Source organism: Streptomyces sp. NPDC005435 (assembly GCF_040703155.1).
In the GTDB taxonomy this organism is placed as follows: domain Bacteria; phylum Actinomycetota; class Actinomycetes; order Streptomycetales; family Streptomycetaceae; genus Streptomyces.
The window spans coordinates 59,385-86,094 of the sequence record NZ_JBEXEQ010000026.1; the positions used below are offsets into that span (position 1 = coordinate 59,385).

The 26,710-nt window shown below is 74.2% G+C and carries 16 protein-coding genes; 6 read left to right on the forward strand and 10 right to left on the reverse strand.

Going from position 1 to position 26,710, the window contains the following annotated elements; translation table 11 throughout:
• Window positions 1-29: 29 nt before the first annotated feature.
• The 4 genes from AB0898_RS27860 to AB0898_RS27875 are packed head-to-tail and all read right to left on the reverse strand — an operon-like array spanning window position 30 to window position 6,467.
• Window positions 30-449 (reverse strand): nitrite reductase (NAD(P)H) small subunit, encoded by a 420-nt coding sequence (locus AB0898_RS27860; RefSeq protein ID WP_366805757.1) that lies wholly within the window; start codon window positions 447-449, stop codon window positions 30-32.
• On the reverse strand, window positions 446-3,094 hold the full coding sequence (gene nirB, locus AB0898_RS27865) for a nitrite reductase large subunit NirB (protein WP_366805758.1): 2,649 nt from the start codon (window positions 3,092-3,094) through the stop codon (window positions 446-448). Before nirB ends, AB0898_RS27860 begins: the two co-directional genes overlap by 4 nt.
• Window positions 3,091-4,365: an FAD-dependent oxidoreductase gene (locus AB0898_RS27870; RefSeq protein WP_366805759.1), complete on the reverse strand. Its 1,275-nt coding sequence runs from the start codon at window positions 4,363-4,365 to the stop codon at window positions 3,091-3,093. The genes nirB and AB0898_RS27870 overlap by 4 nt, the downstream gene beginning before the upstream one ends.
• A complete protein-coding gene (locus tag AB0898_RS27875; protein WP_366805760.1) occupies window positions 4,362-6,467 on the reverse strand; it encodes a molybdopterin oxidoreductase family protein in 2,106 nt (701 codons plus the stop codon). The genes AB0898_RS27870 and AB0898_RS27875 overlap by 4 nt, the downstream gene beginning before the upstream one ends.
• A 191-nt stretch (window positions 6,468-6,658) precedes the next feature.
• On the opposite strand from AB0898_RS27875, the gene AB0898_RS27880 reads away from it, so the two are divergent.
• The 3 genes from AB0898_RS27880 to AB0898_RS27890 are packed head-to-tail and all read left to right on the forward strand — an operon-like array spanning window position 6,659 to window position 9,022.
• Window positions 6,659-7,834 (forward strand): uroporphyrinogen-III synthase, encoded by a 1,176-nt coding sequence (locus tag AB0898_RS27880; protein ID WP_366805761.1) that lies wholly within the window; start codon window positions 6,659-6,661, stop codon window positions 7,832-7,834.
• Window positions 7,831-8,613 carry a CbiX/SirB N-terminal domain-containing protein gene (locus AB0898_RS27885; RefSeq protein WP_366805762.1) on the forward strand — a complete coding sequence of 261 codons (783 nt, stop codon included), beginning with the start codon at window positions 7,831-7,833 and terminating at the stop codon, window positions 8,611-8,613. Before AB0898_RS27880 ends, AB0898_RS27885 begins: the two co-directional genes overlap by 4 nt.
• Before the next feature lie 25 nt (window positions 8,614-8,638).
• Entirely contained in the window at window positions 8,639-9,022 is a 384-nt protein-coding gene (locus AB0898_RS27890) for an SRPBCC family protein (protein ID WP_366805763.1), read from the forward strand.
• A 79-nt stretch (window positions 9,023-9,101) separates the two neighbouring features.
• On the opposite strand, the gene AB0898_RS27895 is transcribed toward AB0898_RS27890, so the two are convergent.
• Together AB0898_RS27895 and AB0898_RS27900 are read right to left on the reverse strand one after the other, a co-directional pair.
• On the reverse strand, window positions 9,102-9,842 hold the full coding sequence (locus AB0898_RS27895) for an alpha/beta hydrolase (protein WP_366805764.1): 741 nt from the start codon (window positions 9,840-9,842) through the stop codon (window positions 9,102-9,104).
• Window positions 9,843-10,287: 445 nt separating this feature from the next.
• Complete coding sequence (locus tag AB0898_RS27900) at window positions 10,288-11,238, reverse strand: NAD(P)-dependent alcohol dehydrogenase (protein WP_366805765.1); 951 nt, start codon at window positions 11,236-11,238, stop codon at window positions 10,288-10,290.
• Window positions 11,239-11,369: 131 nt separating this feature from the next.
• Here AB0898_RS27900 and AB0898_RS27905 point away from each other — a divergent pair, with 131 nt between their 5' ends.
• The gene (locus AB0898_RS27905) at window positions 11,370-12,050 is read left to right on the forward strand and encodes a TetR/AcrR family transcriptional regulator (RefSeq protein WP_407078423.1); all 681 of its coding nucleotides are present in this window, start codon (window positions 11,370-11,372) and stop codon (window positions 12,048-12,050) included.
• Window positions 12,051-12,194: 144 nt separating this feature from the next.
• The gene (locus tag AB0898_RS27910; protein ID WP_366805767.1) at window positions 12,195-13,697 is read left to right on the forward strand and encodes an MFS transporter; all 1,503 of its coding nucleotides are present in this window, start codon (window positions 12,195-12,197) and stop codon (window positions 13,695-13,697) included.
• Between the two features lie 7 nt (window positions 13,698-13,704).
• Here AB0898_RS27910 and AB0898_RS27915 read toward each other — a convergent pair whose 3' ends face one another.
• From AB0898_RS27915 to AB0898_RS27925, 3 genes are read right to left on the reverse strand one after another with little or no spacing between them, the layout of a single operon-like run.
• The gene (locus AB0898_RS27915; RefSeq protein WP_366805768.1) at window positions 13,705-13,962 is read right to left on the reverse strand and encodes a hypothetical protein; all 258 of its coding nucleotides are present in this window, start codon (window positions 13,960-13,962) and stop codon (window positions 13,705-13,707) included.
• Between the two features lie 17 nt (window positions 13,963-13,979).
• Window positions 13,980-14,993 carry an amidohydrolase family protein gene (locus tag AB0898_RS27920; RefSeq protein WP_366805769.1) on the reverse strand — a complete coding sequence of 338 codons (1,014 nt, stop codon included), beginning with the start codon at window positions 14,991-14,993 and terminating at the stop codon, window positions 13,980-13,982.
• Window positions 14,994-15,029: 36 nt separating this feature from the next.
• Window positions 15,030-16,649 carry an FAD-dependent monooxygenase gene (locus tag AB0898_RS27925; protein WP_366805770.1) on the reverse strand — a complete coding sequence of 540 codons (1,620 nt, stop codon included), beginning with the start codon at window positions 16,647-16,649 and terminating at the stop codon, window positions 15,030-15,032.
• Between the two features lie 325 nt (window positions 16,650-16,974).
• Here AB0898_RS27925 and AB0898_RS27930 point away from each other — a divergent pair, with 325 nt between their 5' ends.
• Window positions 16,975-18,279 (forward strand): cytochrome P450, encoded by a 1,305-nt coding sequence (locus tag AB0898_RS27930; protein WP_366805771.1) that lies wholly within the window; start codon window positions 16,975-16,977, stop codon window positions 18,277-18,279.
• Window positions 18,280-18,338: 59 nt separating this feature from the next.
• Here the strand turns inward: AB0898_RS27930 and AB0898_RS27935 are convergent, their stop codons facing one another.
• Window positions 18,339-26,624 carry a type I polyketide synthase gene (locus AB0898_RS27935; protein ID WP_366805772.1) on the reverse strand — a complete coding sequence of 2,762 codons (8,286 nt, stop codon included), beginning with the start codon at window positions 26,622-26,624 and terminating at the stop codon, window positions 18,339-18,341.
• Between the last annotated feature and the right edge of the window lie 86 nt (window positions 26,625-26,710).

Consider the following 26,710-nt stretch of genomic DNA (forward strand, 5'->3'; position numbering starts at 1 on the left):
CTGCCTTCTGTGGAAGGGGAGATGTCGGCTCAGGTGCCGGACGTGGTGGTGCGCACCCGCCACACCGGCAGCCGGGCGGGCGTGCCGTCGGGTGCGGTCGGCTCGTCCAGGCAGGTTCCGGTGCTCAGGTCGAAGACCTGCTTGTACATGGGGGAGGCGACGACGGGCGTGGCGCCCCGACTCCCCAGCAGGCCACGGGAGATGACCTGGGCGCCGCTGAACGGGTCGCGGTTGCCGACCGCGTGGAGATGCCCGGCCCGGTCGCGGAAGAGCGCGACCTGCTCGGCGCCGAGGAGTACGGCCACACCACGGCCGGGTACGAGGTCGGCGTACGGCAGCACGGGGACCCAGCGGGTGCCGTCGTGGACCTCGATGACGGCACCGTCGGGCCCGGCGGCAGGGGCGAGTTGGGCGGCCGCGAGGGCCGGGGGAGCGGGGGCGACGGTCATCGGCCTGCCTCCTGAACGGGTCGACTGGTCGGCTGAACGGGTCGACTGGTCGGCTGAACGGGTCGAGCGGTCGGCGCGGCGGTGAGCACGAGATCGCGCGAGCCGGCCGGAGTCCGCAGCAGGCGGCCGGGCTCCCCGGGCCGGGCCGGGCGGATCTGGCCGCGCTCGGACACGAACGTGACGGTGGGGTCCGGCAGGTCCGGCGCGTTGGCGAAGGAGGCGAAGCGGCGCAGCCGGTCGGGATCGTCCAGGACGGCGGCCCACTCGTCGGTGTATCCCGCGACGTGGCGGGCCATCAGGGCGTCCAGGTCCGCCGCGATGCCCAGCGAGTCCTCCAGCACGACCGCGCGCAGATGATCCAGGCCGCCCTCCAGCCGCTCCAGCCAGGGCGCGGTGCGCTCCAGACGGTCGGCGGTGCGGATGTAGAACATCAGGAACCGGTCGATGACGCGCACCAGCGTCGCCTTGTCCAGGTCGGTGGCGAGCAGGTCCGCGTGGCGCGGGGTGGTGCCGCCGTTGCCGCCGACGTAGAGATTCCAGCCGGTGGAGGTGGCGATGATCCCGAAGTCCTTGGACTGCGCCTCCGCGCACTCGCGCGCACAGCCGGAGACGGCGGACTTCAGCTTGTGCGGGGCGCGCAACCCCCGGTAGCGCAGCTCCAGTTCGATGGCGAGCGAGGTGGAGTCCTGCACGCCGTAGCGGCACCAGGTCTGCCCCACGCAGGACTTCACGGTGCGCAGCGCCTTGCCGTAGGCGTGGCCGGACTCGAAGCCGGCGTCGACCAAGCGGCGCCAGACGGCGGGGAGTTGGTCGACGCGGGCGCCGAAGAGGTCGATGCGCTGTCCGCCGGTGATCTTGGTGTAGAGGCCGAAGTCGCGGGCCACCTCACCGATGACGATGAGCTGTTCCGGAGTGATCTCGCCGCCCGGCACACGCGGGACGACCGAATAGGAGCCGTTGCGCTGGATGTTGGCGAGGTGGTGGTCGTTGGTGTCCTGGAGCGCGGCCTGTTCGCCGTCCAGGACATGGCCGTTGCCCAGGCTCGCGAGGATCGAGGCGACGACGGGCTTGCAGACGGCGCAGCCCTCACCCGTGCCGTGGCCGTCGAGCAGCGTGGTGAAGTCGGTGATGCCCCGCACGCGGACGATCTCGTAGAGCTCGGCACGGGTGTGCGCGAAGTGCTCGCACAGGGCGCGGGACACCTCGGCGCCGGACGCGGCCAGCTCGTCCCGGACCACGGTGGTGAGCGCCCCCAGGCAACTGCCGCACCCGGTACCGGCTTTGGTGCACTTCTTCACCTCGGGCACGCCGGTGAGCCCGCTCTCCCGGACGGCGGAGCGCACCGCGCCCTTGGTGACGTGGTGGCAGGAACACAGCACCGCGTCGTCCGGCAACTCCGGTGCGACACCGCCACCTTGCGCTGCGGGCAGTACCAACTGCTCCGGCGGTACGGTCAGCGGCTTCCCGGCGAGCGCGAGGGGCCGCAGCACGCCGTACGCCTCGGTGTCGCCCACCAGGACACCGCCGAGGAGGCGGTCGTCGGCGCCGATGACGAGCTTCTTGTAGACACCGGAGCGGCTGTCGGTGAAGGTGACGTCGAGGGCGCCCTCCGCCGTGCCGTGCGGGTCGCCGAAGCTGGCCACGTCCACACCGAGCAGCTTGAGCTTGGTGGAGAGGTCCGACCCGGTGAACTCGCCGCCCACACCGCAGAGGTGTCGCGCGGCGGTCTCGGCCATCGCATAGCCGGGAGCGACCAGTCCGTAGACCCGGCCGTCGACCGCCTGGGCGCACTCGCCGATGGCCCACACCTGCGGGTCGGCCGTGCGGCACGAGCCGTCGACGGTGATGCCCCCGCGCTCTCCCACCGGCAGGCCGCAGTCACGGGCCAGTTGATCGCGGGCGCGGACCCCGGCTGAGAACACCACCAGATCGGCGGGGAGTTCCGCACCGTCCGACAGCCGGACCGCCCGGACGCGGCCATCGGCGCCGGAGTCCACGGCGGAGGTCCCCGCCCCGGTGTGCACGTGCACGCCCAGCTCCTCGATCTTGCGGCGCAGCACCGCTCCGCCGCCCTCGTCCACCTGGAGGGCCATCAGCCGAGGCGCGAACTCCACCACGTGCGTGTCCAGTCCGAGGGCGCGCAGGGCACCGGCCGCCTCCAGGCCGAGCAGTCCGCCGCCGACGACGATCCCGGTCCGGGCGCGCGCGGCGCCCTCGCGGATGGCGCGGACGTCGTCGAGCGTGCGGTACACATGGCAGCCGGGGAGGTCGTGGCCGGGCACCGGCGGCACGAAGGGGTACGAGCCGGTGGCCAGCACCAGCGCGTCGTAGCGCAGGACGCGGCCCGAGGCGCTGGTGACGGTACGGGCGGCGCGGTCCACGGCGGTCGCGGGGTCACCGAGATGCAGCGTGATGCCGTGCCGCTCCATGAACCCGCCCGGCACCAGGCCCAGTTGCTCGGCGGTGGTGCCGGAGAACCAGCTGGTGAGGTGGACGCGGTCGTAGGCGGGCCGGGGTTCCTCGGCGAGGACGGTGACGTGCCAGGCGCCGGCGCCTGGCTGCTCGTACAGTGCCTCCAGGAAGCGCTGGCCGACCATGCCGTGGCCGACGAGCACCAGCTCCTTCGGGGCGGTGGGGGCGGTCATGTGCGGGACTCCTCGACGACTCGGGCGGACGGGACGCGCGGCGGGACGGTGAGCAGGGACAACGGGTCCCGCCCGACAGGCCGGCCGGTCAGAAAGGCGCGGGTGAGACTGCCGGCGGTGGCGAGATCGCCGACGAGGATCGCGCCGACGATCCGGTCCCCGCGCAGCACGAGCTTCTTGTAGGCGCCACGGGTGGCATCCCCGATGCGCAGCACGTCGGCGCCCTCCTCGTCGGCGTCGCCGCACGCGCCGAACGCGGCGTACTCGACGGGCCCCGCGGTGAGACGGCTCATCGGCCGGGAGCCGGTGTACCGGGCCCCGGGACCGGCGCCGGAGAGCCGGGCGGCGAGCACGTCGGCCTGTTCCCAGGCGGTCGTGGCCAGGCCGTGCACCGTGGTCCCGTGTTCGGCGCAGTCCCCGACGGCGTAGGTGTGCGGAGCGCAGGCGAGGGTGTCGTCGACGACGACGCCGCGCCGTACGGGCAGCCCGGCGGCGCGGGCGAGACCGGTACGGGGGCGTACCCCGCAGGTCAGGACCACGAGGTCGGCGTCGAGACGGCGGCCGCCCGTCAGCGTGACACCGGGGCCGCTGTCCGGGGCCGGGGCCCGCTCGCCGGGGTGGACCCCGACACCGAGGCGGCCCAGTGCCGTACGCAGCGCGGCTCCCGCCCTGCGGTCGAGGTGGCGTTCGACCAGGTGGGGGCCCTGGTGGACGATCTCCACGGACAGACCGCGAGCGGCGAGGGCACGGGCGACACCGACGCCGAGCACACCACCGCCGATCACCACGGCGCGCGAGGCGGTGTCCGCGTCACGGGCCAGGCGGGCGCAGTCGTCGAGCGAGCGCAGGACGTGCAGCCCCGTACGGAGGCCGCCGGTCGCACCGGTGAGGCAGCCGCTCGCGTCGGCGAGGCCACCGGCCGCACCGGCGAGCCCGTCCAGCGGCGGCAGCACGGGCTCGGCTCCGGTGGCGAACACCACGTCGTCGTAGGCCTCGCGGCTGCCGTCGGCGAGCGTGAGCGTACGGCCCCGGATGTCGACGGCGACCACCTCGGTTCCGGTGCGCACCTCCGCGTCCCCGGTGGGCAGTGCGAGGGAGCCGGCCCGGTGGCGCCCGGCGATGACATCGGCCAACAGGGCGCGGTTGTACGGGGCTTGGGGCTCCGCGCCGTAGACGACGGTCTCCGTGGGCCCGCCGTGGGCATGGAGCTGCTGGGCGAGGCGCGCGGCGGCCATCCCGGCGCCGACCACGGCGACGCGGCGGGAACTCACGCCGTCACCGCGACCGGTGCCGAGGGTGCGCAGACCCGGGGAAGCGCCGACTTCTCGACCCGCACCGCGCACACCTTGAACTCCGGCATCCGCGAGACCGGGTCGAGCGCCGGGTTGGTGAGCAGGTTCGCGCGCCCCTCGCCGGGCCAGTGGAACGGCATGAACACCGTGTCCGGCCGGATGGCGGAGGTGACACGGGCCGGGGCGGTGACGGTGCCCCGGCGGCTGGTGACGGTGAGCAAGTCCCCTTCCTGGACGCCGAGTCCGGCGGCGAGAGCGGGATGCAGCTCGACGTACGGTCCCGGCGCGGCGGCGGCCAGTTCCGGCACCCGGCGGGTCTGGGCGCCGCTCTGGTAGTGGGTGACCAGGCGCCCGGTGGTCAGATAGAGCGGATACGCGTCGTCGGGCTCCTCGGCGGCGGGCCGGTGCGAGGGCGCGGTGAAGCGGGCCCGGCCGTCGGGGTGGGCGAAGCGGTCCAGGAACAGGCGCGGGGTGCCGGGGTGGTCCGGGGCCGGGCAGGGCCAGAAGACGCCGTCCTCGGCCGCGATACGGTCGTAGGAGATGCCGGAGTAGTCGGCCGGCGCCCCGGCGGTGGCCCGGCGCAGCTCGGCGAAGACTTCCTCGGGGTCTTCGGGGAACCCCGTGGCGTGGCCCAGGCGTTGGGCCAGTCCGTGCAGTACGGCAAGGTCGCTGCGGACGCCCGGCGGCGGGGTGACGGCGGCCCGGCGCAGCAGCACCCGGCCCTCCAGATTCGTGAGGGTGCCGGTCTCCTCGGCCCACTGGGTCACCGGCAGGACCACATCGGCCAGCAGCGCCGTCTCCGACAACACGACGTCGCACACCGCGAGATGGTCCAGCGCGCCCAGCCTCCGCGTGACGCGGGCGGCGTCCGGGGCGGAGACCACCGGGTTGGACCCCATGACGAGCAGTGCGCGGACCCCGCCGGGCCGGCCGAGGGAGTCCAGCAGCTCGTACGCCGACGGCCCCGAGTGCGGCAGGGTGTCGGGGTCCACGCCCCAGACGGCGGCGACGTGCGCCCGCGCCCCGGGGTCCTCCAGCGAGCGGTAGCCGGGCAACTGGTCCGATTTCTGGCCGTGTTCGCGGCCGCCCTGGCCGTTGCCCTGCCCGGTGAGGCAGCCGTACCCGCTCAGCGGCCGTCCCGCCCGCCCGGTGGCCAGGCACAGGTCGATCCAGGCACCGACGGTCGCCGTGCCCTTGCTCTGCTGCTCGGGCCCGCGCGCGGTGAGCACCATGGCGTGCGGGGTGCGCGTGAACAGAGTGATGGCTGAACGGAGTTCAGGCACCGGAACGCCGGTCAGCGCCTCCACGCGCTCGGGCCAGTGGGCCATCGCGGCGGCGCGGGCGTCGGCCCAGCCGGCGGTACGGGCCGCGATGAATTCCTCGTCCAAGTGCCCCTCGGCGATGGCCAGATGAAGCAGACCGAGCGCCAGGGCGAGGTCGGTGCCGGGAAGGGGCTGGAGGTGGAGGTCGGCCAGTTCGGCGGTACGGGTGCGGCGCGGGTCGACGACCACCAACGCGCCGCCGTTCTCCCGGAGTTCCCGCAGATGGCGCACCGCGGGCGGCATCGTCTCGGCCGGGTTGGCGCCGACCAGGATCACACAGCCGGTGCGGGCCACGTCCGTCAGCGGGAACGGCAGACCACGGTCCAGGCCGAAGGCGGCGCGCGAGGCGGCGGCAGCCGAGGACATGCAGAAGCGGCCGTTGTAGTCGATCGAGCGGGTACGCAGCGCGACACGGGCGAACTTGCCGAGCAGATAGGCCTTTTCGTTGGTGAGCCCACCGCCGCCGAACACCCCGACCGCGTCCGGCCCGTGGGCCTCGGCGGTCACGGACAGCGCCGACGCGACCCGGTCCAGCGCCTCCGCCCAGGACGCCTCGCGCAGCCCGTCCGCGTCACGCACCAGAGGCGCGGTCAGCCGGGCACCGGGGGCGAGCAGGGCGGCCGACGTCTGCCCCTTCCCGCACAACGCGCCCCGGTTGACGGGGAATTCGTCGCGCCCGGTGACCTCGGGCACCCCTCCGGTGGCGCGCAGCCGCATGCCGCACTGGAGGGAGCAGTACGGGCAGTGAGTGTCGGTCATGCCGACGAGGCTGTCCCGCCGCCGTTTCCCCCGGCGCTCGGCCGCGTTGCCCGCACGGTACGGGACGCGCACACCGCTGCCGGAGCGGTGTGCGGAGGAGGACATCTTCCGTAACACGCAAGCCCGTTGCGGTAACCCCGACGTGACGGCCGGGCAACGGACGCGACATCGCGGCCCCGGAGCCTCGGCACATGAAGGCCGGTACCAGGGAGACGGCCGCCCCGCTCACCGGTTTCACGGTGGGCGTCACGGAGGCACGCAGGCGGGAAGAACTGACGGCGCTGCTGCGGCGGCGCGGAGCGCGGGTGACGGAGGCGCCCGCCCTGCGCATCGTGCCGCTGGAGGACGACGCGGCGCTGCGCGCGGCCACCGAACGCTGCCTGGCGGCCCCGCTGGACTACGTGGTCGCGACCACCGGAGTCGGCTGGCGCGGCTGGATGAGCGCCGCCGAGGGCTGGGGCTACGGCGCCGAACTCACCGCCGCCTGCCGCAGGGCCGAGGTGCTCTCCCGGGGCCCGAAGGCGACCGGAGCGGTTCGCGCCTGCGGGACGACGGAGACCTATTCCCCCGCCTCGGAGGCGGTGGACGAACTGCGCACCTGGCTGCTGGCCCGGGACCTGAGGGGCCGCCGCATCGCCGTGCAGGAACACGGCGCGCCCCTCCCGGGCCTGACGGCGGCGCTGCGGGAGCGCGGCGCCGAGGTGGTCGAGGTACCGGTGTACCGGTGGGCGCCCCCGCAGGACCCCGACCCGGTACGCCGCCTGGCGGAGGCCACGGCACGCGGCGACGTACACGCGCTCCTGTTCACCTCCGCGCCCGCCATCACCTCCTTCCTGGAGCACGCGGAGACGGCGGGCCGCTACGACGCGGTCCTGGAGCGGCTGCGCGGAGACGTGCTCGCCCTGTGCGTGGGCCCGGTGTGCGCCCGGCCGCTCCTGGAGGTGGGCGCGGAACCCGTGTGGCCCGAGCGCGGCCGGCTGGGCGCGATGGTCCACCTGCTCACCGCCACCCTGCCCGGCCGCGACCGGCACCTGATCCCGGCCGGCGACCGGACACTGGTCCTCCAGGGCAACGCGCTGCTGCTGGGCGAGAGCGACGACAGTACGACGGAGGCGGTGTGGCTGACGCCCGGCTCGGCACGGGTGCTGCGGGCGCTGGCCGAGCGGCCCGGCTGGGTGGTCGGGCGCCGCGAACTCCTGCGCCGGGTGTGGCCGGGCCAGGGGGCGGACGAGCACGCGGTGGAGGCGGCGGTGACACGGCTGCGGGCCGCCCTCGGACCCCACGCGGGACTGGTCCGTACGGTCCCCAAACGCGGTTACCGCCTGGCCACGGAACCCGTCGCACGCCCCCGGGGAGGCACCCGGTGAGCGCGACGCCCACGCTCCTCGCGGTCGCCCACGGCACCCGCGACACGGAAGGGGTCCGTACCGTGCACGCCCTGCTGGACGAGGTCCGCCGGGCGCGGCCCGCCCTGCGGGTGGAGGTGGCCTGGCTGGGCCTGGCCGAACCCTCCGTTCCGCGAGCGCTGGCGGCACTCCCGGGCCCGGCCGTGGCCGTACCGCTCCTGCTGGCCCGGGGCTATCACGTACGGGCCGACCTCCCGGCCCTGCTGGCGGACGCGCGCCCCGGTCGGGTACGGGTGGCCCCCGCTCTCGGGCCGTCCCCCTTGCTGGCCCGCGCCCTGGCGGCCCGGCTGGCCGAGGCGGGACGCCCGGCAGGCGGCACACCGGTGGTCCTGGCCGCCGCCGGCTCCTCCGACCCACGCGCCCGCGCCGACACGGCGGAATCGGCCCGCCTGCTGGCCGCCCGCCTGAACGCACCGGTGACGGCGGCCTTCGCCGCCGGCGAGGGCCCCTCACCCGCCGAGGCGGTCGCCGCCTGGCACACGGCAGGCCACCCGGACGTCGCCCTGGCCACCCACCTCCTGGCCCCCGGCCACTTCGCCCACCGCCTCACCGGCACCGAGGCCCGCTGGACGACGGCCCCCTTGGGCGCGCAGCGGTGGCTGGCGGCGCTGGTGCTGCGACGGTACGACGAAGGGGCCGCGCCGTGGACGAGGACGGCCGAACGGACCCCGGCCGCACTCCATGCCGTGGCCGGCCCCGCCCGCTCACCAGGCGCCCCCGCCCCGGGCGCCATAGATTGAGCCCGACACCGCTGGGAGGACAGACATGCGGCACACCGTCACGGTCGCGGGCCCCGCGGCGCCCGACACGGTCTGGGAACGGTACGCGCGGTACGACCGGTGGGCCCACTGGGCGCCGCATCTGCGGGCCGTCGAGACGGAGGGCGACGTCATCCGCCCGGGCGCCCGGGGCGTGGTCCAGGTGGCGGGGCTGCTGCGCGGCCGTTTCACCGTCACGGAGGTCGACCGGGCCAAGGGCACCTGGACCTGGCAGCTGATCTTCCTCGGCATCCCCGTCCAGGTCGGCCACACCATGACGGCACACGGAACCGGCACACGTGTCACCGTGGAACTGACCGCCGCCTGCCCGGTCCCCCTGCTGTACGCGCCGATGGTCCTCTGGGCACTCCACCGGCTCACCCGCGTCTGAACCCGGCGCCGGGCGGGGGAGGCACGCGCGGTTGTGCGACTGCCGGCCCCGCCGCCATCGCGGCGGGGCCGGGTCGCGGCTAGCGCAGGTGCCGGGTGAAGAACCGGGCCGCCGCGTCGCCCGCGAACTGCGGAACGCCGGTGTGGCCGCCCATGTTGGCGTTCAGCGTCTTCTCCTCGGAGCCGAAGGCGTCGAACAGGTCCAGGGCCGCTTGCCGGTCGTTGCCTTCGTCGTCCCACTGCAGCAGGACGTGCAGCGGGATGGTGACCTGACGGGCCTCCTCGAACATGACGCGGGGGATGAAACTTCCGGCGAACAGCACGGCGGCCGCGATACGGGGCTCGGCCACCGCCAGCCGGGTGCCGATGGAGATGACTCCCCCCGAGTACCCGACCGGCCCGTCGATCTCGGGCAGCGCCAGAAGGGCGTCCAGGACGGTCTGCCATTCGGGGACCGCCCGGTCGACCAGGGGGAGGACGAGGGCGTCGATGGTCTCGGCGCCGACCGGCTCGCCGGCCTTCAGCGCGCGTCGCAGGTCGGTGACGGCCTGTTCGGTGCCGGGGAGGCGGGGCCGGTCGCCGTTTCCGGGGAGTTCGATGGTGGCCGTGGCGAAGCCGTCCCTCGCGGCGTGCCGGGCTCGTCCGACCAGCCGGGGGTATGCCTTGCGCAATCCGACCGGGGGAGGGCTGAGCAGGATCGGCGACGCCGGTGCGGACGCGGACGCGGATTCAGGCGTCCACAGGATGCCGGGGATCTCGCCGAGGGTGAATTCGCGCTCGAGGACGCCGTCGTCGAGGCGCTGTTCAGAAGTGAAACGCATGGTCGTGCCTTTCGGGAGTGCACAGAACGGCGCTCCCGGACGACGACCTATCGCCCGACCGTGACCTCGGAAGAGAGCACCCACGTCAAAACGATCACGGGTACCACCTCCTCCAACTCTCGCACGGCCTCCCGGAGATTAGCAGACCGGTGCGATGGACCGGTGGCCCGGGATTCCGACCGCCGGCACCTGATCCCGGAGCACTACAACGCGGCGCGGGACCGTGGCGGCGCCCCGCGCCTGTCCGGCCGCGTGGTGCTCGGCCGTCCGCCGCACGGCGGCTCGGAAATCCGGGCCCAGGGCCGGTTCGGCCCACTCCGCCCACGCCCGGACCTGTACGCCCTCGGCGTTGTCGGGCAGCCCGGGTGTCACCGAGCGCCTGATCCCCGCGAACGCGGAACCGGTACCGAGACCGCCGAAGGCGGATACGCGTCGGCCCACCGGCTCAGTCCACCCGCACCACGAACTTCCCCCGCACCCCACCCGCCTCCAGCGCCCGATGGGCATCCGCGACCGCCGCCAGGGGATACACGGCGTCCACCATGGGACGCAGCTCGCCCCGGAGCACATGCCGGGCGATGTCGTCCAGGAGAGCCCGCCGCGGATTGCCGCTGAAGAAGCGGATCCGGCTGCGGCCGTGCACGGCACTCGCGGCGACGGAGGAGAGGGACGCGACGGGGCGGGACAGGTCGAAGGCGATGGTGACCATGCGGCCGCCGGGATTCAACAACCGTCGATAGGAAGCCAGTTGCGTACCCACCGTGTCCAGTACGACGTCGAAGCGGCCCAGGTCGTCCGGGCGGACGGCGTGATGGTCCACCGCCTCGTCGGCGCCCAGTCCGCGGACGAAACCGAGGTTCGCGGCGCGGGCCAGGCCGGTGACGTGGGCGCCGTGTGCTGCGGCCAGCTGGACGGCGGCGTTGCCGACGCCGCCGGCCGCTCCGCGCACGAGGAGCCGTTCGCCGGGGCGGAGCCGGGCCTTGTCGCGCAGGGCGGTGACGGCGGTGGTGGCGACCGGGAGCGCGGCCGCCGCCACCAGGTCCAGGCCGTCCGGCACCCGTCCGACGCGCTCCGCCGGCACCGCGACGTACTCGGCCGCGCTGCCGAACCCCGAGGCGCGGCCCAGCACGCCCCACACCCGGTCGCCCACCGCCAAGCCGGCCGTACCGCCGCCGAGCGCGGCGACCTCGCCGGTGAAGTCGAGGCCGGTGCGCTGCGGGAACCGGCGTCCGGTCACCAGGCGCACCTTCCCGGCCCGGGCGGCGAGTTCACCGCCGTTGACGCTGAACGCCCGTACCCGTACGAGCACTTGACCGGGGCCCGGCGCGGGCCGCTCGGCCTCGCCTACGCGCAGCACCTCGGGGCCGCCGAAGCGGTCGACGAATACGGCCCTCATGGTGTTCTCCTCCGCTGACGTGGGAGCCGCCGGAAGCGTCACGGCGGCCGTTTCCCGAGGCTAGGCTGGCAAACGGACGACATCGTCCGTTTACGCGGAGGTGAGAGACAGTGACCGCCGATTCCTCTCGGATGGCGGCCCCGGGCGTGGAAAAGTACACGGCGGCCGACCCCGCCGAGGGCAAGGGGCTGCGTCTGGACGCCCGCCGCAACCGCCGCCGTATCCTGGCCGCCGCCCGCGAGGTCTTCGCCGAGCACGGCATCGACGCCCCGATGGCGACGGTGGCCCGCCGGGCCGGAGTGGGCGTGGCCACGCTCTACCGCCACTTCCCGACCCGGGACGACCTGGTGAGAGGCGCCTTCGCGCACCAGATGGCGGCCTGCGCCGGGGTGTGCGCGGAGGCGGTGGCCGACCCCGACGCGGGGCGCGGCTTCCGGCGCCTGGTGGTGGAACTGTGCCGCCTCCAACGCGAGGAGCGCGGCTTCCCGGCGGCCTTCCTCGCGGCCTTCCCCGACCGCGCCCGGGAACACGCCGAGGCCCGCTCCGAGGCCGAGCAGGCCCTGTCCGTGCTGATCCGCAGAGCCCAGGCCGCAGGCGCCCTCCGCCCCGACTTCCACCTCTCCGACCTGGCCGTCGTCCTGCTGTCCCACGGCGGCCTGGTCGCCGCCCGCCCCGACGACACGGCGGCATCGACCCGCCTGGTGGCCTACCTCCTCGACTCCTTCCGCCCGGCCCCCCAACACGGCCCGCTGCCCCCACCGGGCGACCTGAACCTGGCGGGGATGCCGGTCACGGCGCCGGGGGCCGGCTGAGGCGGGGCCAGACGCGGGAGGGCGCCGGCCCACACCCTCACCGCGCCCAAGCCGGGGCGGCCCCCGCCGCGACCGACCGTGACGCGTCACGACATCCCGGCTCCCTTCCCCGCCGGTACGACCGCGCGCGCATAGCGTGATCACATGACCACAGAAACGGACCGTCCCGTTCTCGACGACCGGCGGTGGAAAGCGCTCGGGGTCTGTCTGACCGCGGGCTTCATCTCGCTGCTCGACGTCTCGATCGTGAACGTGGCTCTGCCTTCCATGGAGCGCGGGCTCGGTGCCTCCGAGGCCACCCAGGCCTGGGTGGTGTCCGGGTACGCCCTCGCCTTCGGGCTCGCGCTGGCGCCGGCGGGACGGCTGGGCGACCTGCGGGGGCGCCGCCAGGCGCTGCTGCTCGGCCTCGGCGTGTTCACGGCCGCGTCGATGGCGTGCGGTCTGGCCGCCGGACCCGCGTGGCTGGTGGTGTTCCGGATGGTCCAGGGCGCGGCCGCCGGTGTGGTCGCACCGCAGACCTCGGGGCTGATCCAGCAGATGTTCCAGGGCGCCGAACGGGCCCGGGCGTTCGGCTTCCACGGCAGCGTCATCGCCGTGTCCACCGCGGTGGGCCCGCTCGCGGGCGGACTGCTGCTCCAGGCGTTCGGCACGGAACACGGCTGGCGCTGGGTGTTCTTCGTCAACGTGCCCATCGGCGTCGCCGCCCTCGTCGCCGGCCACCGGCTGCTGCCCCGCCTCCCGGTGCCGAGCGGCAGACGGGAGAAGTTCGACCCGGTCGGCGTCCTGCTCCTCGGCACCGGCGTGCTCGCGCTGCTGCTTCCCCTGGTCCAGGAACAGCAGTGGCACGGCCGGGCGAAGTGGCTGCTCCTCCCGGTCGGCGTCCTGCTGCTCGCGGCCTTCCGGGCGTGGGAGCGGAACCGGGTCCGCGTGGGCGACGCCCCGCTGGTCGACCTCGGCCTGTTCTCCCTGCGCTCCTTCACGCTCGGCACCCTGATCAGCCTCACGTTCTTCGGCGGCCTCACCACCATCTTCTTCGTCCTGTCACTGTTCCTGCAGAACGCGGTGGGCTACAGCCCCCTCGCCGCCGGTGTGACGATCCTGCCGTTCGCGGCCGCCTCGGCGGTCGGCGCGGCCTACGGGGGACGGCTGGTGATGCGCCACGGCCGCAAACTGGTCGTCATCGGCCTGAGCGGAGTGGTCGTCGGCCTGCTGGGCGTCGTCCTGGCCGTTCAGCTGGTGCCCGGCGAGCACGTCGGCTGGGCCATGGCGCTGCCGCTGCTCATCGGCGGGACCGGGTCCGGCCTCACGGTCTCGCCCAACACGACCCTCACCCTCACACTCGTGCCCGTACGACGGGCCGGCGCGGCCGGCGGAGTGATGCAGACCGGCCAGCGCATCGGCTCGTCCGTGGGCATCGCCGTGGTCGGCGCCGTGTACTTCGCGCACCTCGCCAACCACGGCCGGGCCACGACGGCCCTGCAGCTCGGGCTGCTCACCGCCGTGGCCATCATCCTTCTCGCCCTCGCCCTGGCCGTGGCTGATCTCCGTGAACGCCGGGTCCACCCGGGCGACGACGGCCTCGCGGCGGCCCCGTCGCCCGGTGTGGGGGAGAGCGGGGCCGGCGAGAAGGCGGGCCAGGGGGTCTGAGCCCGCGTCAGTTCTTCGCGGCGCGGGGCAGACCGCGCGCCGCGAGCAGAACCATCGAGATCTTCAGCGCGGTCGAAATGGTCAGGGCCTGGAGGAAGGGCATGCCCATGAGCCACAGCGCCACCATCATGACCGTGAGGACCAGCAGCACCGGGAGCAGATGGGCCTGCCCGGCCACGGACCGCACGACACCGCTGAAGGACCGGGACCGGGCCCCCGTACGGATCGCGTCACCGCGGAGCTCTTCTTCTTCGACGTGCGCCATTGTCTTCATTCCTTCGTTCAGGCAGGAGCGAGCGCGGGCAGCAGCCGCAGGGCGTTCCCGCGGTTGATGTGGCCGCGCTCCAGGTCGCCGAGGGCGGGGTCCGCGTCCAGCGCGGGCGCGGTCACCTCCGTGACCACGCGCGTGGGGGTGGGCGGCCAGTCGCTCCCGTACAGGATCCGGGAGGAGCCCGCGGCGGCCAGCAGGGTGGGGGTGGCCGACGGGGACATCGGCGCGGCCGTGTCGTAGTAGAAGCGGTGCAGGTAGTCGCGCACGCGGCCGGGATCGACGGCGGGGACCAGCTGGCGGCCGAAGACCTCGATCCGGCCCGCGATGTACGGCAGATAGCCGCCGCCGTGCGGAAGGATGAAGGTGAGCCGCGGGAAGCGGTCCAGCGTGCCGTTCATGATCAGGCTCAGCGCGGCGCGCGTGGTGTCCATGAGGAAGTCGCACACGAACGGCGGTACGCCCTTGGGCGCGCCGGAGGTGGCCACCTGCATGGGGTGCGTGCTGATCACCGCGCCGCGTTCGTCCAGTTCCGCCATGAGCGGGTCGAGCGCGGGGTCGCCGAGGAACGTCTCGCCCGTGCTGGTGCGCGCGCTGACGCCGACGGCCCCGAGCTCGTCCATCCCGTGGGTGACGGACCAGCGGGAGAGCTCGGGGTCGTCCAGGAAGACGGGCGTGAAGAAGGCGAAGCGGCCGGAGTGCCGGGCGGCCAGGGCACCGGCGGCGTCGAGGGCGACCCGCGCGCTCTCCCTGCGGGCCGCGGGCTCCTTGGAGCGGCCCAGCATGGCCACGGTGAGGACGCTGGTGCGGGTGCCGGTGCGGTCCATCAGGTCCAGCGCGGCGGTCTCGTCCCACCGCGTCCACGGCGGCAGGCTGTCCCGGTCCACCAGGCCGTTCTCGTCGGCCCACCGCACCCATTCGGGGGCGGTGTAGTGGTGGTGGACGTCTATTCGTTCGTGCCGGGCGTCGTCGCCGCCCAGCGCGGCGGGGCGGCCTATGTCGCCCGGGGCTTGCAGGTCGGTGCTCATGGAAGGGCTCCCTGTGGTGGAGGTGTCCGGGGCGGATCAGCGGCTGAGCAGGCCTTCGAGGGCGTACGTCAGCTCGAACGCGGGGTCTGCCGGGAGGTCCGTGGAGCGCCAGGCGACCATGCCGTCGGGGCGGACGAGCACCGCGCCCCGGGAGGTGACGCCGTGGACGGCGGCCCAGTCCGCGCCACCGCCGCCGCCCGCGGCCGAGGTGTCGAGGTCGAAGTCCGGCCCCGCGCCCACGCGGTAGGACAGCACCGGGGCGCCGAGCACGGCCGACGCGCCCCGGGCGGCCGCCGGCCACGGGCCGTCCGCGGTACCGGAGAGCAGGACGAAGGACCGCTCGTACAGATCGACGGTCGACTTGGTCTCCCCGTCGTGCGCGACCGTCATGTGCGGGGCCCGGGTACCGGGGTCGCCCTCCAGCCGGAGCTCCTCCGGGATCGTCGGCGCCTCGGTGTCCGCGCCGGCCACCGCCGTGGAGACGTAGCGGTAGCCGAGGGAGACGGTCATCAGGTCCGTGCTCTGGGCCGTGGCCTGCGCGGCCGCGTAGCCGGGGTGCTCCTCGCGGGCCGCCTGCTCGATGGCCCGCGCGATCGTCGCCAGGGCGACGGGGCGCCGCTCCTTCTCGTACGTGTCGAGCAGCCCCTCACCCGCCCAGCCGCGCAGCACCGCGGTGACCTTCCAGGCCAGGTTGTGCGCGTCCTGGATGCCCGTGTTGGAGCCGAACGCGCCGGTGGGCGGCATCTCGTGGGCGGAGTCGCCGATGAGGAAGACACGCCCCTCCCGGTAGCGGTCGGCGACCCGGTCCGCCGCGTGCCAGGGGGCGCGCCCGGTGACCTCGACGTCCAGGTCCCGTACGCCGGCGGCGGCCCTGATGTGGTCCGCGATGCGCGTGTCGGTGAACGAGTCGAGCGTCTGGCCGCGCTCGGGGAACCAGGGGATGTGGAAGACCCACTTCTCCTCGTTGTCGACCGGCAGCAGGACCCCGTCGCCCTCGGTGCCGTTCAGGTAGCAGACGAGGAAGCGCTGATCCTCCACCACCTCGCGCAGGAGCTTGCTGCGGAAGGTGACGCTGACGTTGTGGAACAGGTCGCCCCGGCCGCTCTGCCCGATGCCCAGGCGCTTGCGCACGGGGCTGCGCGGCCCGTCGGCCGCCAGGAGGTAGGCCGCACGCTTGGTGTACGTCAGACCGCTCTCCCGGTCGAGCAGTTCGCACGTCACGCCGTCCGGTTCCTCGGTGAAGGACACCAGCTCCGTGCCGAAGCGCACGTCCCCGCCCAGCCGGCGGGCGTGGTCCAGCAGGACCGGCTCCAGGTCGTTCTGGCTGCACGCGCACCGCACGGTCGAGCACAGGCCCTTCTCGGGGGCCCCGCCGGTCAGCCGGGCCGAGAGCCAGCGGCTCTCACCGCCCGAGAGCCGGTCCGTCTGCAGGATGCCGTGATTGCCGGACAGGCAGGACGCGGCCTGCCGGATGTCCGGCTCCAGCCCGGCGGTGCGGAACAGCTCCATGGTCCGCATGTTGTTGCCCCGGCCCCGGGGGTGCTCGGACGTGGCGGCCCGGCGTTCGGCGACCATGTGGCCGACGCCGAGCCGGCCCAGAAACACCGACGCGGACAGTCCGACGAGCGAACCGCCCACGATCAATACCGGCAGCATTTCTTCGTTTTCTTCGATTTCTGAGGCACGCTTGTCCACGGCCCGTCCTCCTCCAGTGACCCAGCGGTGGTTCGGGCAGCAATTCGAACTCGTGGCGGCCCTGATTCCGAACCTGTCATACCGTCACGGGGTCGGCAATCGAGCCTTCCCTCGGACGGCGCATCGACGTTTTCCGCGTCCTTACCGCGCCTGCGCGGACCGCTCGGCGTAAGGGTGAATCGGGTTTTCCCGTTCCGCGTGGCGTCAATGCATTCCTGCGTTCCGGCGTTCAGCCGCCTCGTGCCACTGCGGGAAGATCACTGCGGGAAGAGAAGAAGGGCCGTCGATGACTCAGTTGCAAGAGCAGGAGAACGCGGACGAGACAGCCCGGGCAGTGGACGCGGCATCCCGCGGCTGCCCCGTGTACCGCTCCAACCCGCACCCCCTCTACCGGCATCTGCGGGAGAACGCGCCCGTCGTCCCCCTCACCCCGCCGCACGGGGTGGAGTCGTACCTCGTCACGCGGTTCGAGGACGCGAAGGCGGCCCTGGCCGACCCGCGGATCAGCAAGGACATGTACGCGGCCATCGACGCCTACCGGGCCATCTTCGGCGACTCCTCCATCGCCCTGGACGACAACATGCTGTTCGCCGACCCGCCGAAGCACTCGCGGCTGCGCCGGATCGTCAGCAAGGCGTTCGTCCCCCGCCGCATCGAGGCCCTGCGCCCCCGCGTCCAGGAGATCACCGACGCGCTGCTCGACCGGTGCGCCGCCCAGGACTCCGTCGACCTCCTGTCGGCCTTCGCCTTCCCGCTGCCGCTCCAGGTGATCTGCGAGCTGATCGGCGTCGCCGAGGAGGAGCGGGCCGAGGTCCAGCAGTGGTGCAGCGTCGTCGCGCGGACCGGGTTCAGCAAGAAGGACAAGGACAAGCTGCACGAGGCGGAGACCACGCTCCGGGAGTACTTCGAGGTCCTGATCGCCCGTAAGCGCAAGGCCCCCGAGGACGACTTGCTGAGCGTCCTCATCCAGACGAGCGACGAGCAGGAGTCCCTGACGGACGGCGAGCTGCTCTCCACCCTGTGGGTGCTGCTCTTCGCCGGCCACAAGACGACCGCCTACCTCATCGGCAACGCCGTCTACACCCTGCTCACCCACCCCGAGCAGCTCAAGCAGGTCATCGACTCCCCGGACCTCCTCCCGAACGCCATCGAGGAGGTCATCCGCTACGAGGGCTCGGTCGAGAACGCGACCTTCCGCCACGCCCTTGAGGACATCACCATCGCGGGAACGGTCATTCCCAAGGGCGCGCTGGTCCAGATCGCGGTCACCTCGGCGAACCGCGACGACGCCGCCTTCGAAAACCCCGACGTCTTCGACATCACCCGTCCGGGCGTACAGAGCAACCACCTGGGATTCGGCACGGGCCCGCATTACTGCCTGGGCGCGCCGCTCGCCAGAATGGAAATGCAGATCGCCCTGACCTCCCTCTTCAGCCGCTTCCCGGAACTCTCCCTGGAAACGCCGGACGCCGAGGCGCAGTGGCTGAAGGTGCCGTTCCCGGCGTTCCGGGGACTGACGGAGCTGCGCGTGGCGCTGGGCTCTTCCGGGGCGCGGGACGGCCGGGCGTCCGAGATGGCCGAGACCTTGTGAGTGCGCGGGGGCAGGGCGTGGAGGGCGTCATCACCGACGCCGTCCACGCCCTGCCCCCTTCACCCGCGACGCTCCGGCATGGCAACGCTCTCGGTAAGCCAGTGGTGTACGGCGAGCGCGGTGGTCCGAGCGTGTTCCTCCAACACGGTGTAGTGGTCCCCGGGAACCGTGATGTCGGTGTGCGGCACACTCCAGGGCGGGGCGGCCTCCGTGCCGGGCAGCGGGTCCCCGGCCCGTACGAAGAGGGTCGGGGCGGCAAGGGCCGAGGGCTGCCAGCCGGTGAACAGCTCGAAGTAGCCGGCCATGGCGGTGAGCCGGTCCGGTTCGGCACCGGAGAACCGCGCCGCCCGGCGCAGCATGTCCGACGTCATCGCGGAGAGCGACTGCCCGCGGTCGTCCGCACCAGGGGGGTAGGTGTCCACCAGGACGACGGCGGCCGGGGCCGAGCCCTCCGCCTCCAGCCGCTCCGCCACGGCCTGGGCCACCCAGCCGCCGGCCGAGCGGCCCAGCAGCACCACGGGCTCCTGACCGGCGAGCGCGCGCACCGTGGCGGTCTGCGCGGTGACAAGGGCGCTCAGCGTGGCCGGCAGCGCCTCGCCGGGCCTGAACCCCGGGTACCGTACCGCCGATACCGGCCGCAGACCCCGTAGTCCGGCGCCGAGGCGCGCGTACTCCTGGGGGCCGGAGAGCGCGCTGAGCGCGGGGAAGCAGATCACGCGGGCAGCCGTACCGCCCGCTTCGAGCGTCACGGGGTCGAGCACCGCGCCGGCCGCCCCGGCGTCGTCGAAGACCGGGCGCAGGCGTGCGGCGACCGTGAGCAGCACCATGCCGTCCCAGGTCCGGCCCCGGTCACAGGCACTGCGGAACAGGGCGCCCACGGAGTCCGGAGCCTCCCTGGGCGCGGGTACGCCTTCCACCCGCACCGGGGCAGCCGTGGGACCGGCCGTGCCCGGACCGCCGTCGTCCGCCGGGCGGTCGGTGGCGGTCGGTCGCTCCGGAGCGCCCGGAGAACCGGAAGGAACCGTCTCCCGTCCGTACCGTTCCGCCAGCTCGGCGGCGACCGCGCGCGGCGTCGGGAAGTCGAACAGCAGCGTGGGCGGCAAGGTCAGCCCCGTCGACGCGGACAGCAGATTGCGCAGATCGACCGCGGCCAGGGAATCGAGCCCCAGGTCCGCCAGCAGGCCGCCCTCGTCGATCGAGCTCGCGCCCTCCTGGTGGCCCAGTACCGAGGCCGCCTTGGACCGGACTTCCGTGAGCAGCAACCCCATTCGCTCCTCCGGGGCGGCGGTCGCCAGCCGCCGCCTCAACGAAGCGGCGGGCGGCGCGCCCCCGTCCGTGGCGGGCCCCGGTTCACGGGCGGCTTCCGGGACACCTCCGTCGAGGACGGCGGGGTCGAGCCGGGCCGCGATCACCACGGGGTCGTCACCGGCGACGGCGGCGTCGAAGAGACTCAGCCCCTCCTGCGCGCCGAGCGGGGCGAACCCGGAGCCGGCCACCCTTCGCAGGTCCGCGCCGGCCAGGTGTGCCGTCATGCCGTCGCTCTGCCGCCACGGGCCCCAGACGATCGACGTACCAGGCAGCCCGAGCCGTTGCCGATGCCGCGCCAGCGCGTCCAACACGCAGTTGGCCGCCGCGTAGTTGGCCTGACCGGCGGCGCCGAAGACCCCCGCCACCGACGAGTACAGCGCGAACAGCGCGAGCTGGTGACCCCGCGTCAGTTCGTGCAGGGCGAGGGCCGACTCCGCCTTGGCACGCAGCACCCTCTCCAGACGGGCGGGAGTGAGCGCCGGGACGATGCCGTCGTCCAGCACGGCCGCCGTGTGGACGACACCGGTCAGCGGGTGAGCCGCCGGTACGGAGTCGAGCAGGGCGGCCAGCGTCGTCCGGTCCGTGAGGTCACACGCCCGTACGGTCACCCGGGCACCGAACTTGCCCAGCTCTGCGACGAGTTCGTCCACTCCCGGCGCGGCGGGCCCGCGCCGGCCGGCGAGCAGCAGGTGCCGGACGCCGTGAGCGGTGACCAGATGCCGTGCGAGCAGCATGCCCAGCGAGCCGGTGCCGCCGGTCACCAGCACGGTGCCCTCCGGATCGAGCGCGGGTCGCGACCGCTGTCGCCCACCGGGCCCGGCCGGCCGGACGAGTCTCGGTACGTACGCCGTCCCCTCCCGTACGGCTGTCTCCGGTGCCGGAGCGGCCAGCAGCGCGGGAAGGACCCGCCAGGAGCCGGGGTGATCGTCCATGTCGACCAGGGCGAAACGGCCCGGATTCTCGCGCATCGCCGAGCGGACGAGCCCCCACGCCGCCGCCTGGGCCGGTACGCGGTCCCCGGGATCGCCGCCGTCACCGGCCGGACCACCGTCGTCCGGACCACCGTCGTCCGGGCCGACGGCGCCGGACGTGACCAGGACCAGCCGGGAACCCGCCAGGCCCGGATCGGCGAGCCACTCCTGTACCAGCCGCAGGGTCAGGCTCGCCGTCCGCAGGATTCGCGCCGACGAGCCATCGGTAGCCCCCGTCGTGCTCTCCGTACCATCGGCCGGACCCGGCGGCCACGGGCACGGTACGACGACCACAGCCGCTGAACCCCGGCCCGCCGACGCCGAGTCGGCGTACACGGGAACGCCGGAGCCCCGGGGCGCGAGCGCCTCCGTCAGCCTGTCGCCGGCCGTGCCCAGCACGCCCCACACCGGCGGCGTGGGAGGTACGGGCGGCCCGGACAACGGAACCCAGTCCCTCCGCCACAGAACCGCGCTGTCCCGAGCCGCCCGGCCCGGCCCGGCGGACGGCAGCGGCCGGAGCGTCAGCGAACGCACCCGCGCCACCGGAGCCCCCTGCTCGTCGGCCAGCTCCACCGCTGTCCGCCCGTCCGCTCCCGGAGCGAGCCGCACCCGCAGCCGTCGCGCGCCGGGGGCGTACAGGCGTACCCCGCCGAAGGTGAACGGCAGGGCCGTCCCCGCGCCGCCGTCCGCCTCGAAGCGGCCCGCCACCGGGGGACCGGCGAGTGCCAGGGCGTGCAGCGCGGCGTCCAGCAGCGCGGGATGCAGGACGAACCCCGGACCACCCGTCTCCGTGGCACCGGCCGCGTCGGGCAGCGCGACCTCGGCGTACAGCTCCTCCCCGAGCCGCCAGGCGGCGCGCAGGCCCCGGAACGCGGGCCCGTAGCCCAGACCGCTCCCGGTGAGTGCCCCGTACGGGTCGGACCCCGGACCGCCGGCGTACAGCGGGACCGCGCCCGGCGGGGGCCAGGGCTCGGCGCCGGTCCCGGTGGCCGGTGTCTCGCGGTCCGCCGGCTGCCGTGGCGCCAAGGTCCCCGAGGCGTGCCGGTGCCAGGGACGTCGACCGGCGGACGCCTGTGGCCGGGCGTGGAAGCGCACGGTCCGGCGCCCCGCGTCGTCCGGCCCCGACACCTTCACCTGGAGTTCGACCGCGCCGTCCGGGGGCAGTGGCAGCGGCGCCGCCAGGACGAGTTCGTCCAGTACCGGTGTGCCCACCGACTCGCCGGCGTGCAGGGCCATCTCGACGAAGGCGCTCCCCGGCAGCACCACCTCCCCCGCGATCCTGTGGTCGGCCAGCCACGGCCGCTCCCGCACGGAGAGCGTCCCCGTCAGCAACAGGCCGTCGTCGTCGGCCGTCGTGGTGCGGTACGACAGGAACGGGTGGGCCGGTGTGTGCGCCGGGGGAGCGGGCCGGTGTCGCGGAGAGGCGTCGAGCCAGTAATCGCGGCGCTGGAAGGGGTACGTGGGCAGCGCGACCCGCCGGCCACCGCGCTCCGCGAGAACGGCCCGCCAGTCGACCGGCACGCCATGGGCGTACAGAGCGGCCAGGGTGTCGGTCAGGGCATCGCCCTCCGGCCGTGCCGCGCGCAGTGCCGGCAGGACCAGCGGCGCTGCGGGCGCCTCGCCGCCCGTGTCCGGAGCGGACCCCGGCGTACCGAGACAGCCCTTGACCAGGCCGGTGAGTACCGCGTCCGGTCCGAGCTCGACGAAGTGAGCCGCGCCCCGGCTCCGCAGGTGTGCCACCGAGTCGGCGAAACGGACCGGGCGGCGCACATGGTCCACCCAGAACTCCGGTGAGCGCAGCTCCTCGTCGGTGGCGGCCCGTCCCCCCGTCACGGCGGTGACCAGCGGAACGCGCGGTGCGCCGAAGGACAGGCCGCGCAGCACCTTCGCGAAGTCGTCCAGCATGGGTTCCACGCGTACGGAGTGGAAGGCATGGCTCACCTGGAGCGGCGCCGTGAACCGGCCCCGGTCGCGGAAGTGCGCGACGGTCTCCCGTACCGCGCTCTCGTCCCCGGAGACGACCACCGCGAGGGGTCCGTTGACGGCGGCGATCTCCACCGCACCACCCGTACCGGCGAGGTGAGCGGTCACCTCTTCCTCACCGGCGGCCACCGCGGCCATCGCCCCGCCCGGGGGCAGCGCGTCCATCAGCCGGCCCCGTGCCGCCACCAGGGTGCAGGCGTCCGCGAGGGACAGCACCCCGGCGGCGTGCGCCGCCGTGATCTCGCCCAGTGAGTGCCCGGCCACCAGATCCGGGCGTACCCCCCAGGACTCCCACAGCCGGAACAGAGCCGTCTCCAGGGCGAAGAGGGCCGGCTGCGCGAACCGGGTCGTGTGCAGGAGCGCGCCCGTCTTCGTGCCGGGGTCCGCGAGGACGACGTCCCGCAGCGGCACCGGCAACAGCGGATCGAGCAGGGCGCAGGTCTCGTCGAACGACCGGGCGAAGGCCGGGTACAGCTTCCGCGACGCGTACAACTCCCTTCCCATGCCGTTGCGTTGACTGCCCTGACCGGTGAAGAGGAAGGCCAGCGGGCCCTGGTGGCGCGAGGTGCCGCGGTGGACCAGGGGCCCGTTCGCGCCCTCCGCCACGGCCCGCAGGGAACCGAGCAGTTCCGCACGGTCCCGGGCCACCACCACGGCCCGGTGCTCGAAGGCCGTGCGGGTGGTGGCGAGCGAGTGGCCGATGTCCGCCGGGGTCGCGTTGGGGTCGGCGGCGAGCCGGTCGTACAACCGGCTCGCCTGCTCCTTGAGCGCCGGCGCGCTCTTCGCGGAGACCGGGACAGCGACTGCCGTAACCGGAGCGATGGCCGGGCCGCCGTCGGGGCGCCCGCTCCCGACTCCGTCGCCCGGCACGGGAGCCGGCGGTGGCGTGGCGGGCTCCGCCGGTGCCTCTTCGAGCACCACATGGGCATTGGTGCCACTGATGCCGAACGAGGACACTCCCGCCCGGCGCGGACGGCCCGAACCCGGCCACCGGACCGCCCGGTTGAGCAGCGCCACCCTCCCCGACGACCAGTCGACGCGGTCGGTCGGCTCGTCGGCGTGCAGGGTACGCGGCAGTACCCCGTGTGCCATCGCCTGCACCGTCTTGATCACGCCGGCCACCCCGGCGGCGGCCTGGGTGTGACCGATGTTCGACTTGACCGAGCCCAGCCAGAGCGGACGCTCCCGCTCCTGACTCCCGTACGTCGCCAGGAACGCCTCGGCCTCGATGACATCGCCGAGCCGGGTGCCGGTGCCGTGCGCCTCCACCGCGTCGATGTCCCCGGGCTCCAGCCCCGCGTCCGCGAGGGCCTGCCGGATCACCCGCTGCTGTGCCGGACCGTGCGGTGCCGTCAGCCCGTTGCTCGCCCCGTCCTGGTTGACCGCCGAACCGCGCACCACGGCCAGCACGGGGAGCCCGGCCCCGCGCGCCTCGGACAGCCGGGCGAGCAGCAGCATCCCGGCGCCCTCGGCCCACCCCGCGCCGTCGGCGGACGCGCCGAACGCCTTGCAGCGGCCGTCCGGGGCCAGCGCCCGCTGCCGGCTGAACTCCACGAACGACAAGGGGGCGGTCATCACGGTGGCCCCGCCGACGAGCGCGAAGGAACACTCCCCCCGGCGCAGCGACTGGGCCGCCAGATGCAGCGCGACCAGGGACGACGAGCACGCCGTGTCCACCGTGACGGCCGGGCCCTCCAGCCCGAAGGTGTAGGCGATACGGCCGGAGGCGACGCTTCCGGAGTTGCCGATGCCGAGGTACCCCTCGACATGCTCCGGCACCTCCGCCAGCCGGCCGGCGTAGTCGCTGTACATGAGCCCGACGTACACCCCGGTCGCCGAGCCGCGCAGTGCACGGGGAACGACACCGGCGTTCTCGAAGGCCTCCCACGCCACTTCGAGCAGCAACCGGTGCTGCGGATCCATGGCCGGGGCCTCGCGGGGCGAGATGCCGAAGAAACCCGGATCGAAACGCCCCACACCCGAGAGGAAACCGCCCTCACGCACATAAGTCCGGCCGGGGCGACCCGGATCCGGGTCGTACAGCGTGTCCATGTCCCAGCCCCGGTCGGCGGGGAACGGGCCGATCGCGTCCCTCCCGTCGGCCACCAGCCGCCACAACTCCTCGGGGGAGGTCACGCCCCCGGGATAGCGGCACGCCATCCCCACGATCACCACGGGGTCGTCGTCCCGCCGCGCCACGCCACGGTCCACGGTCGCGGGGCCGGACTTCGCGGCGGCGCGCAGCGAGCGCAGGTGGGCGGCGAGCGCGGCGGCCGTGGGGAAGTCGAAGGCGACGGCCTCGGAGAGCGGAAGCCCGGTCGCGTCGGACAGCCGCTCACGCAGCACGGTGGCCGTCAGGGAGTCCATGCCCAGGTCCCGGAGCGCCGTAGTCGGCTCCACCGCCTCGGCCCCGCAGCCGAGCAGGGCGGCCACCTCGCTCCGCACCAGCGCCAGCAGTTCCCCCGCCGGCTCCCCGGCCGCCTCGGCGCCCAGCGCCCGACGGGACAGCTCGGCGAGGGCGTGCCGCCGGACCTTCCCGGAGGCGGTACGGGGAACGCGCTCCACCTCGTACAGATCCGTGGGCACCTTGAAGGCGGACAGTTCCGCACGGCAGGCGGCGAGGATCGCGGCCCTGTCGAGGGCCTCGCCGCCCGGCGCGGCCACCACGTAGGCGACCGGAACCTCGCCGAACAGGGGGTGTGGGCGCCCGGCCACGGCGGCGTCCGCCACACCGGGCAGGCGCCGCAGCACCGCCTCCACCTCCGAGGGGTGGACGTTCGCGCCGCCCCGGATGATCAGATCACCGGCCCGGCCGGTGATCACGACGTCCCCCGAGGGCTCGATCCTGGCCAGGTCTCCGGTGCGGAACCAGCCGTCGTGGAGCACCTCGGCGGTGGCCTCCGGCGCCCGGTGGTAACCGGCCATCACCCCCGGCCCGCTCACCCACAACTCGCCCTCGCCCGTGTCCTGCCCGTCGGCGCCGCCGCCCACCCGGACCCGGGTGCCGGCCAGCGCCCGGCCGCACGACCCGGCGGCCGTCGCCTCACCCGGCGCCGCCATGGTCACCGGACCCGCCTCGGTACTGCCGTAGTGCTCCAGGTACGAGGTGCCGCACACGGCTTCGAAGGCCCGCCGGAACTCCGGCCCCGCCGAAGCGCCTCCGCTGATGCACCCCCGCAACGCGGGCGTCCCGAGCCCGCCAGCACCCTTGCCGCCCCGCTCGTCGCGGACCGCCTCCAGCAGGGCCGAGTACGTGGTCGGTACGCCCCCGAGCAGGGTGCGGGGCTCGTCGGTACGGCGCAGTTCGCCGAGCACCTCCGTCACCGAGAACCGGGGCAGGAGCACGGCACTCGCGCCGGTCGCGGCCACCCCGAGGACGCAGACGATCTGGCTCATCGCGTGGTGGAGGGGCAACGGCCACAGCAGCCGGTCCCTCTCCGAGAGGCCGAGGACGTCCACGAGTCCCGCCGCGATTGGCGCCAGGCGGTTGCGCTGCGTGGACAGGACGCCCTTCGCGACGCCGGAGGAACCGGAGGTGTAGAGCAGCCACGCGACTTCGTCCAGCCCGAGATCGTCCCGGGCGGGACTGCCGGCCTCCCTCCCCGCCAGATCCTCGTACCACCGGATGCCGCGCGCCGCCCACGACGACGACGGGGTGCCCTCGTCACCGTCGCCCCCCTCGACCACCACCACGGTCACCCCGGGGCGGGACAACAGCTCCGGCCGGCGGGCGAGTTCGGTCTCCTCGACGACGAGCACCCGCGCACCGCAGTCGTCCAGCAGACGGTTCAGCTCCGCAGCTGGGCTCCCCGGGTCCAGCGGTACGCCCACACCGCCGGCCCGGGTGACCGCGAGCAGGCTCTCGACAGCCTCGACACGGTTGCCGAGCAGGAGGGCCACCCGCTCGCCCCGGCCCAGCCCGAGCCCGGCCAGATGGCCCGCGAGCCGTCCGGTCCGCCGCTCCAGATCCCGGTACGTCAACCGCGTACGGCGGTCCTGGAAGGCGACCTTGTCCCCGAGACGCCCGGCGTGCTCCCGCAGCAACTCGGGGAGGGGCCGGACAACGCCAACGTCGGTACTCATTCGCAGGAAATCCCCTGTGTGCACTGGTGGTTGAGGGTGCCGTGGGAGTCGCCCGAGGCGATCTCGCGGAGAGCGCGTTTATCGGC

Coding starts and splice junctions, on each gene's coding strand:
- AB0898_RS27930 (WP_366805771.1), top strand. CDS start 16,975: ATGACTCAGTTGCAAGAGCAGGAGAACGCGGACGAGACAGCCCGGGCA.
- AB0898_RS27890 (WP_366805763.1), top strand. CDS start 8,639: ATGCGGCACACCGTCACGGTCGCGGGCCCCGCGGCGCCCGACACGGTC.
- AB0898_RS27895 (WP_366805764.1), bottom strand. CDS start 9,842: ATGCGTTTCACTTCTGAACAGCGCCTCGACGACGGCGTCCTCGAGCGC.
- AB0898_RS27920 (WP_366805769.1), bottom strand. CDS start 14,993: ATGAGCACCGACCTGCAAGCCCCGGGCGACATAGGCCGCCCCGCCGCG.
- AB0898_RS27880 (WP_366805761.1), top strand. CDS start 6,659: ATGAAGGCCGGTACCAGGGAGACGGCCGCCCCGCTCACCGGTTTCACG.
- AB0898_RS27905 (WP_407078423.1), top strand. CDS start 11,370: ATGGCGGCCCCGGGCGTGGAAAAGTACACGGCGGCCGACCCCGCCGAG.
- AB0898_RS27875 (WP_366805760.1), bottom strand. CDS start 6,467: ATGACCGACACTCACTGCCCGTACTGCTCCCTCCAGTGCGGCATGCGG.
- AB0898_RS27860 (WP_366805757.1), bottom strand. CDS start 449: ATGACCGTCGCCCCCGCTCCCCCGGCCCTCGCGGCCGCCCAACTCGCC.
- nirB (WP_366805758.1), bottom strand. CDS start 3,094: ATGACCGCCCCCACCGCCCCGAAGGAGCTGGTGCTCGTCGGCCACGGC.
- AB0898_RS27915 (WP_366805768.1), bottom strand. CDS start 13,962: ATGGCGCACGTCGAAGAAGAAGAGCTCCGCGGTGACGCGATCCGTACG.
- AB0898_RS27910 (WP_366805767.1), top strand. CDS start 12,195: ATGACCACAGAAACGGACCGTCCCGTTCTCGACGACCGGCGGTGGAAA.
- AB0898_RS27900 (WP_366805765.1), bottom strand. CDS start 11,238: ATGAGGGCCGTATTCGTCGACCGCTTCGGCGGCCCCGAGGTGCTGCGC.
- AB0898_RS27925 (WP_366805770.1), bottom strand. CDS start 16,649: ATGCTGCCGGTATTGATCGTGGGCGGTTCGCTCGTCGGACTGTCCGCG.
- AB0898_RS27935 (WP_366805772.1), bottom strand. CDS start 26,624: ATGAGTACCGACGTTGGCGTTGTCCGGCCCCTCCCCGAGTTGCTGCGG.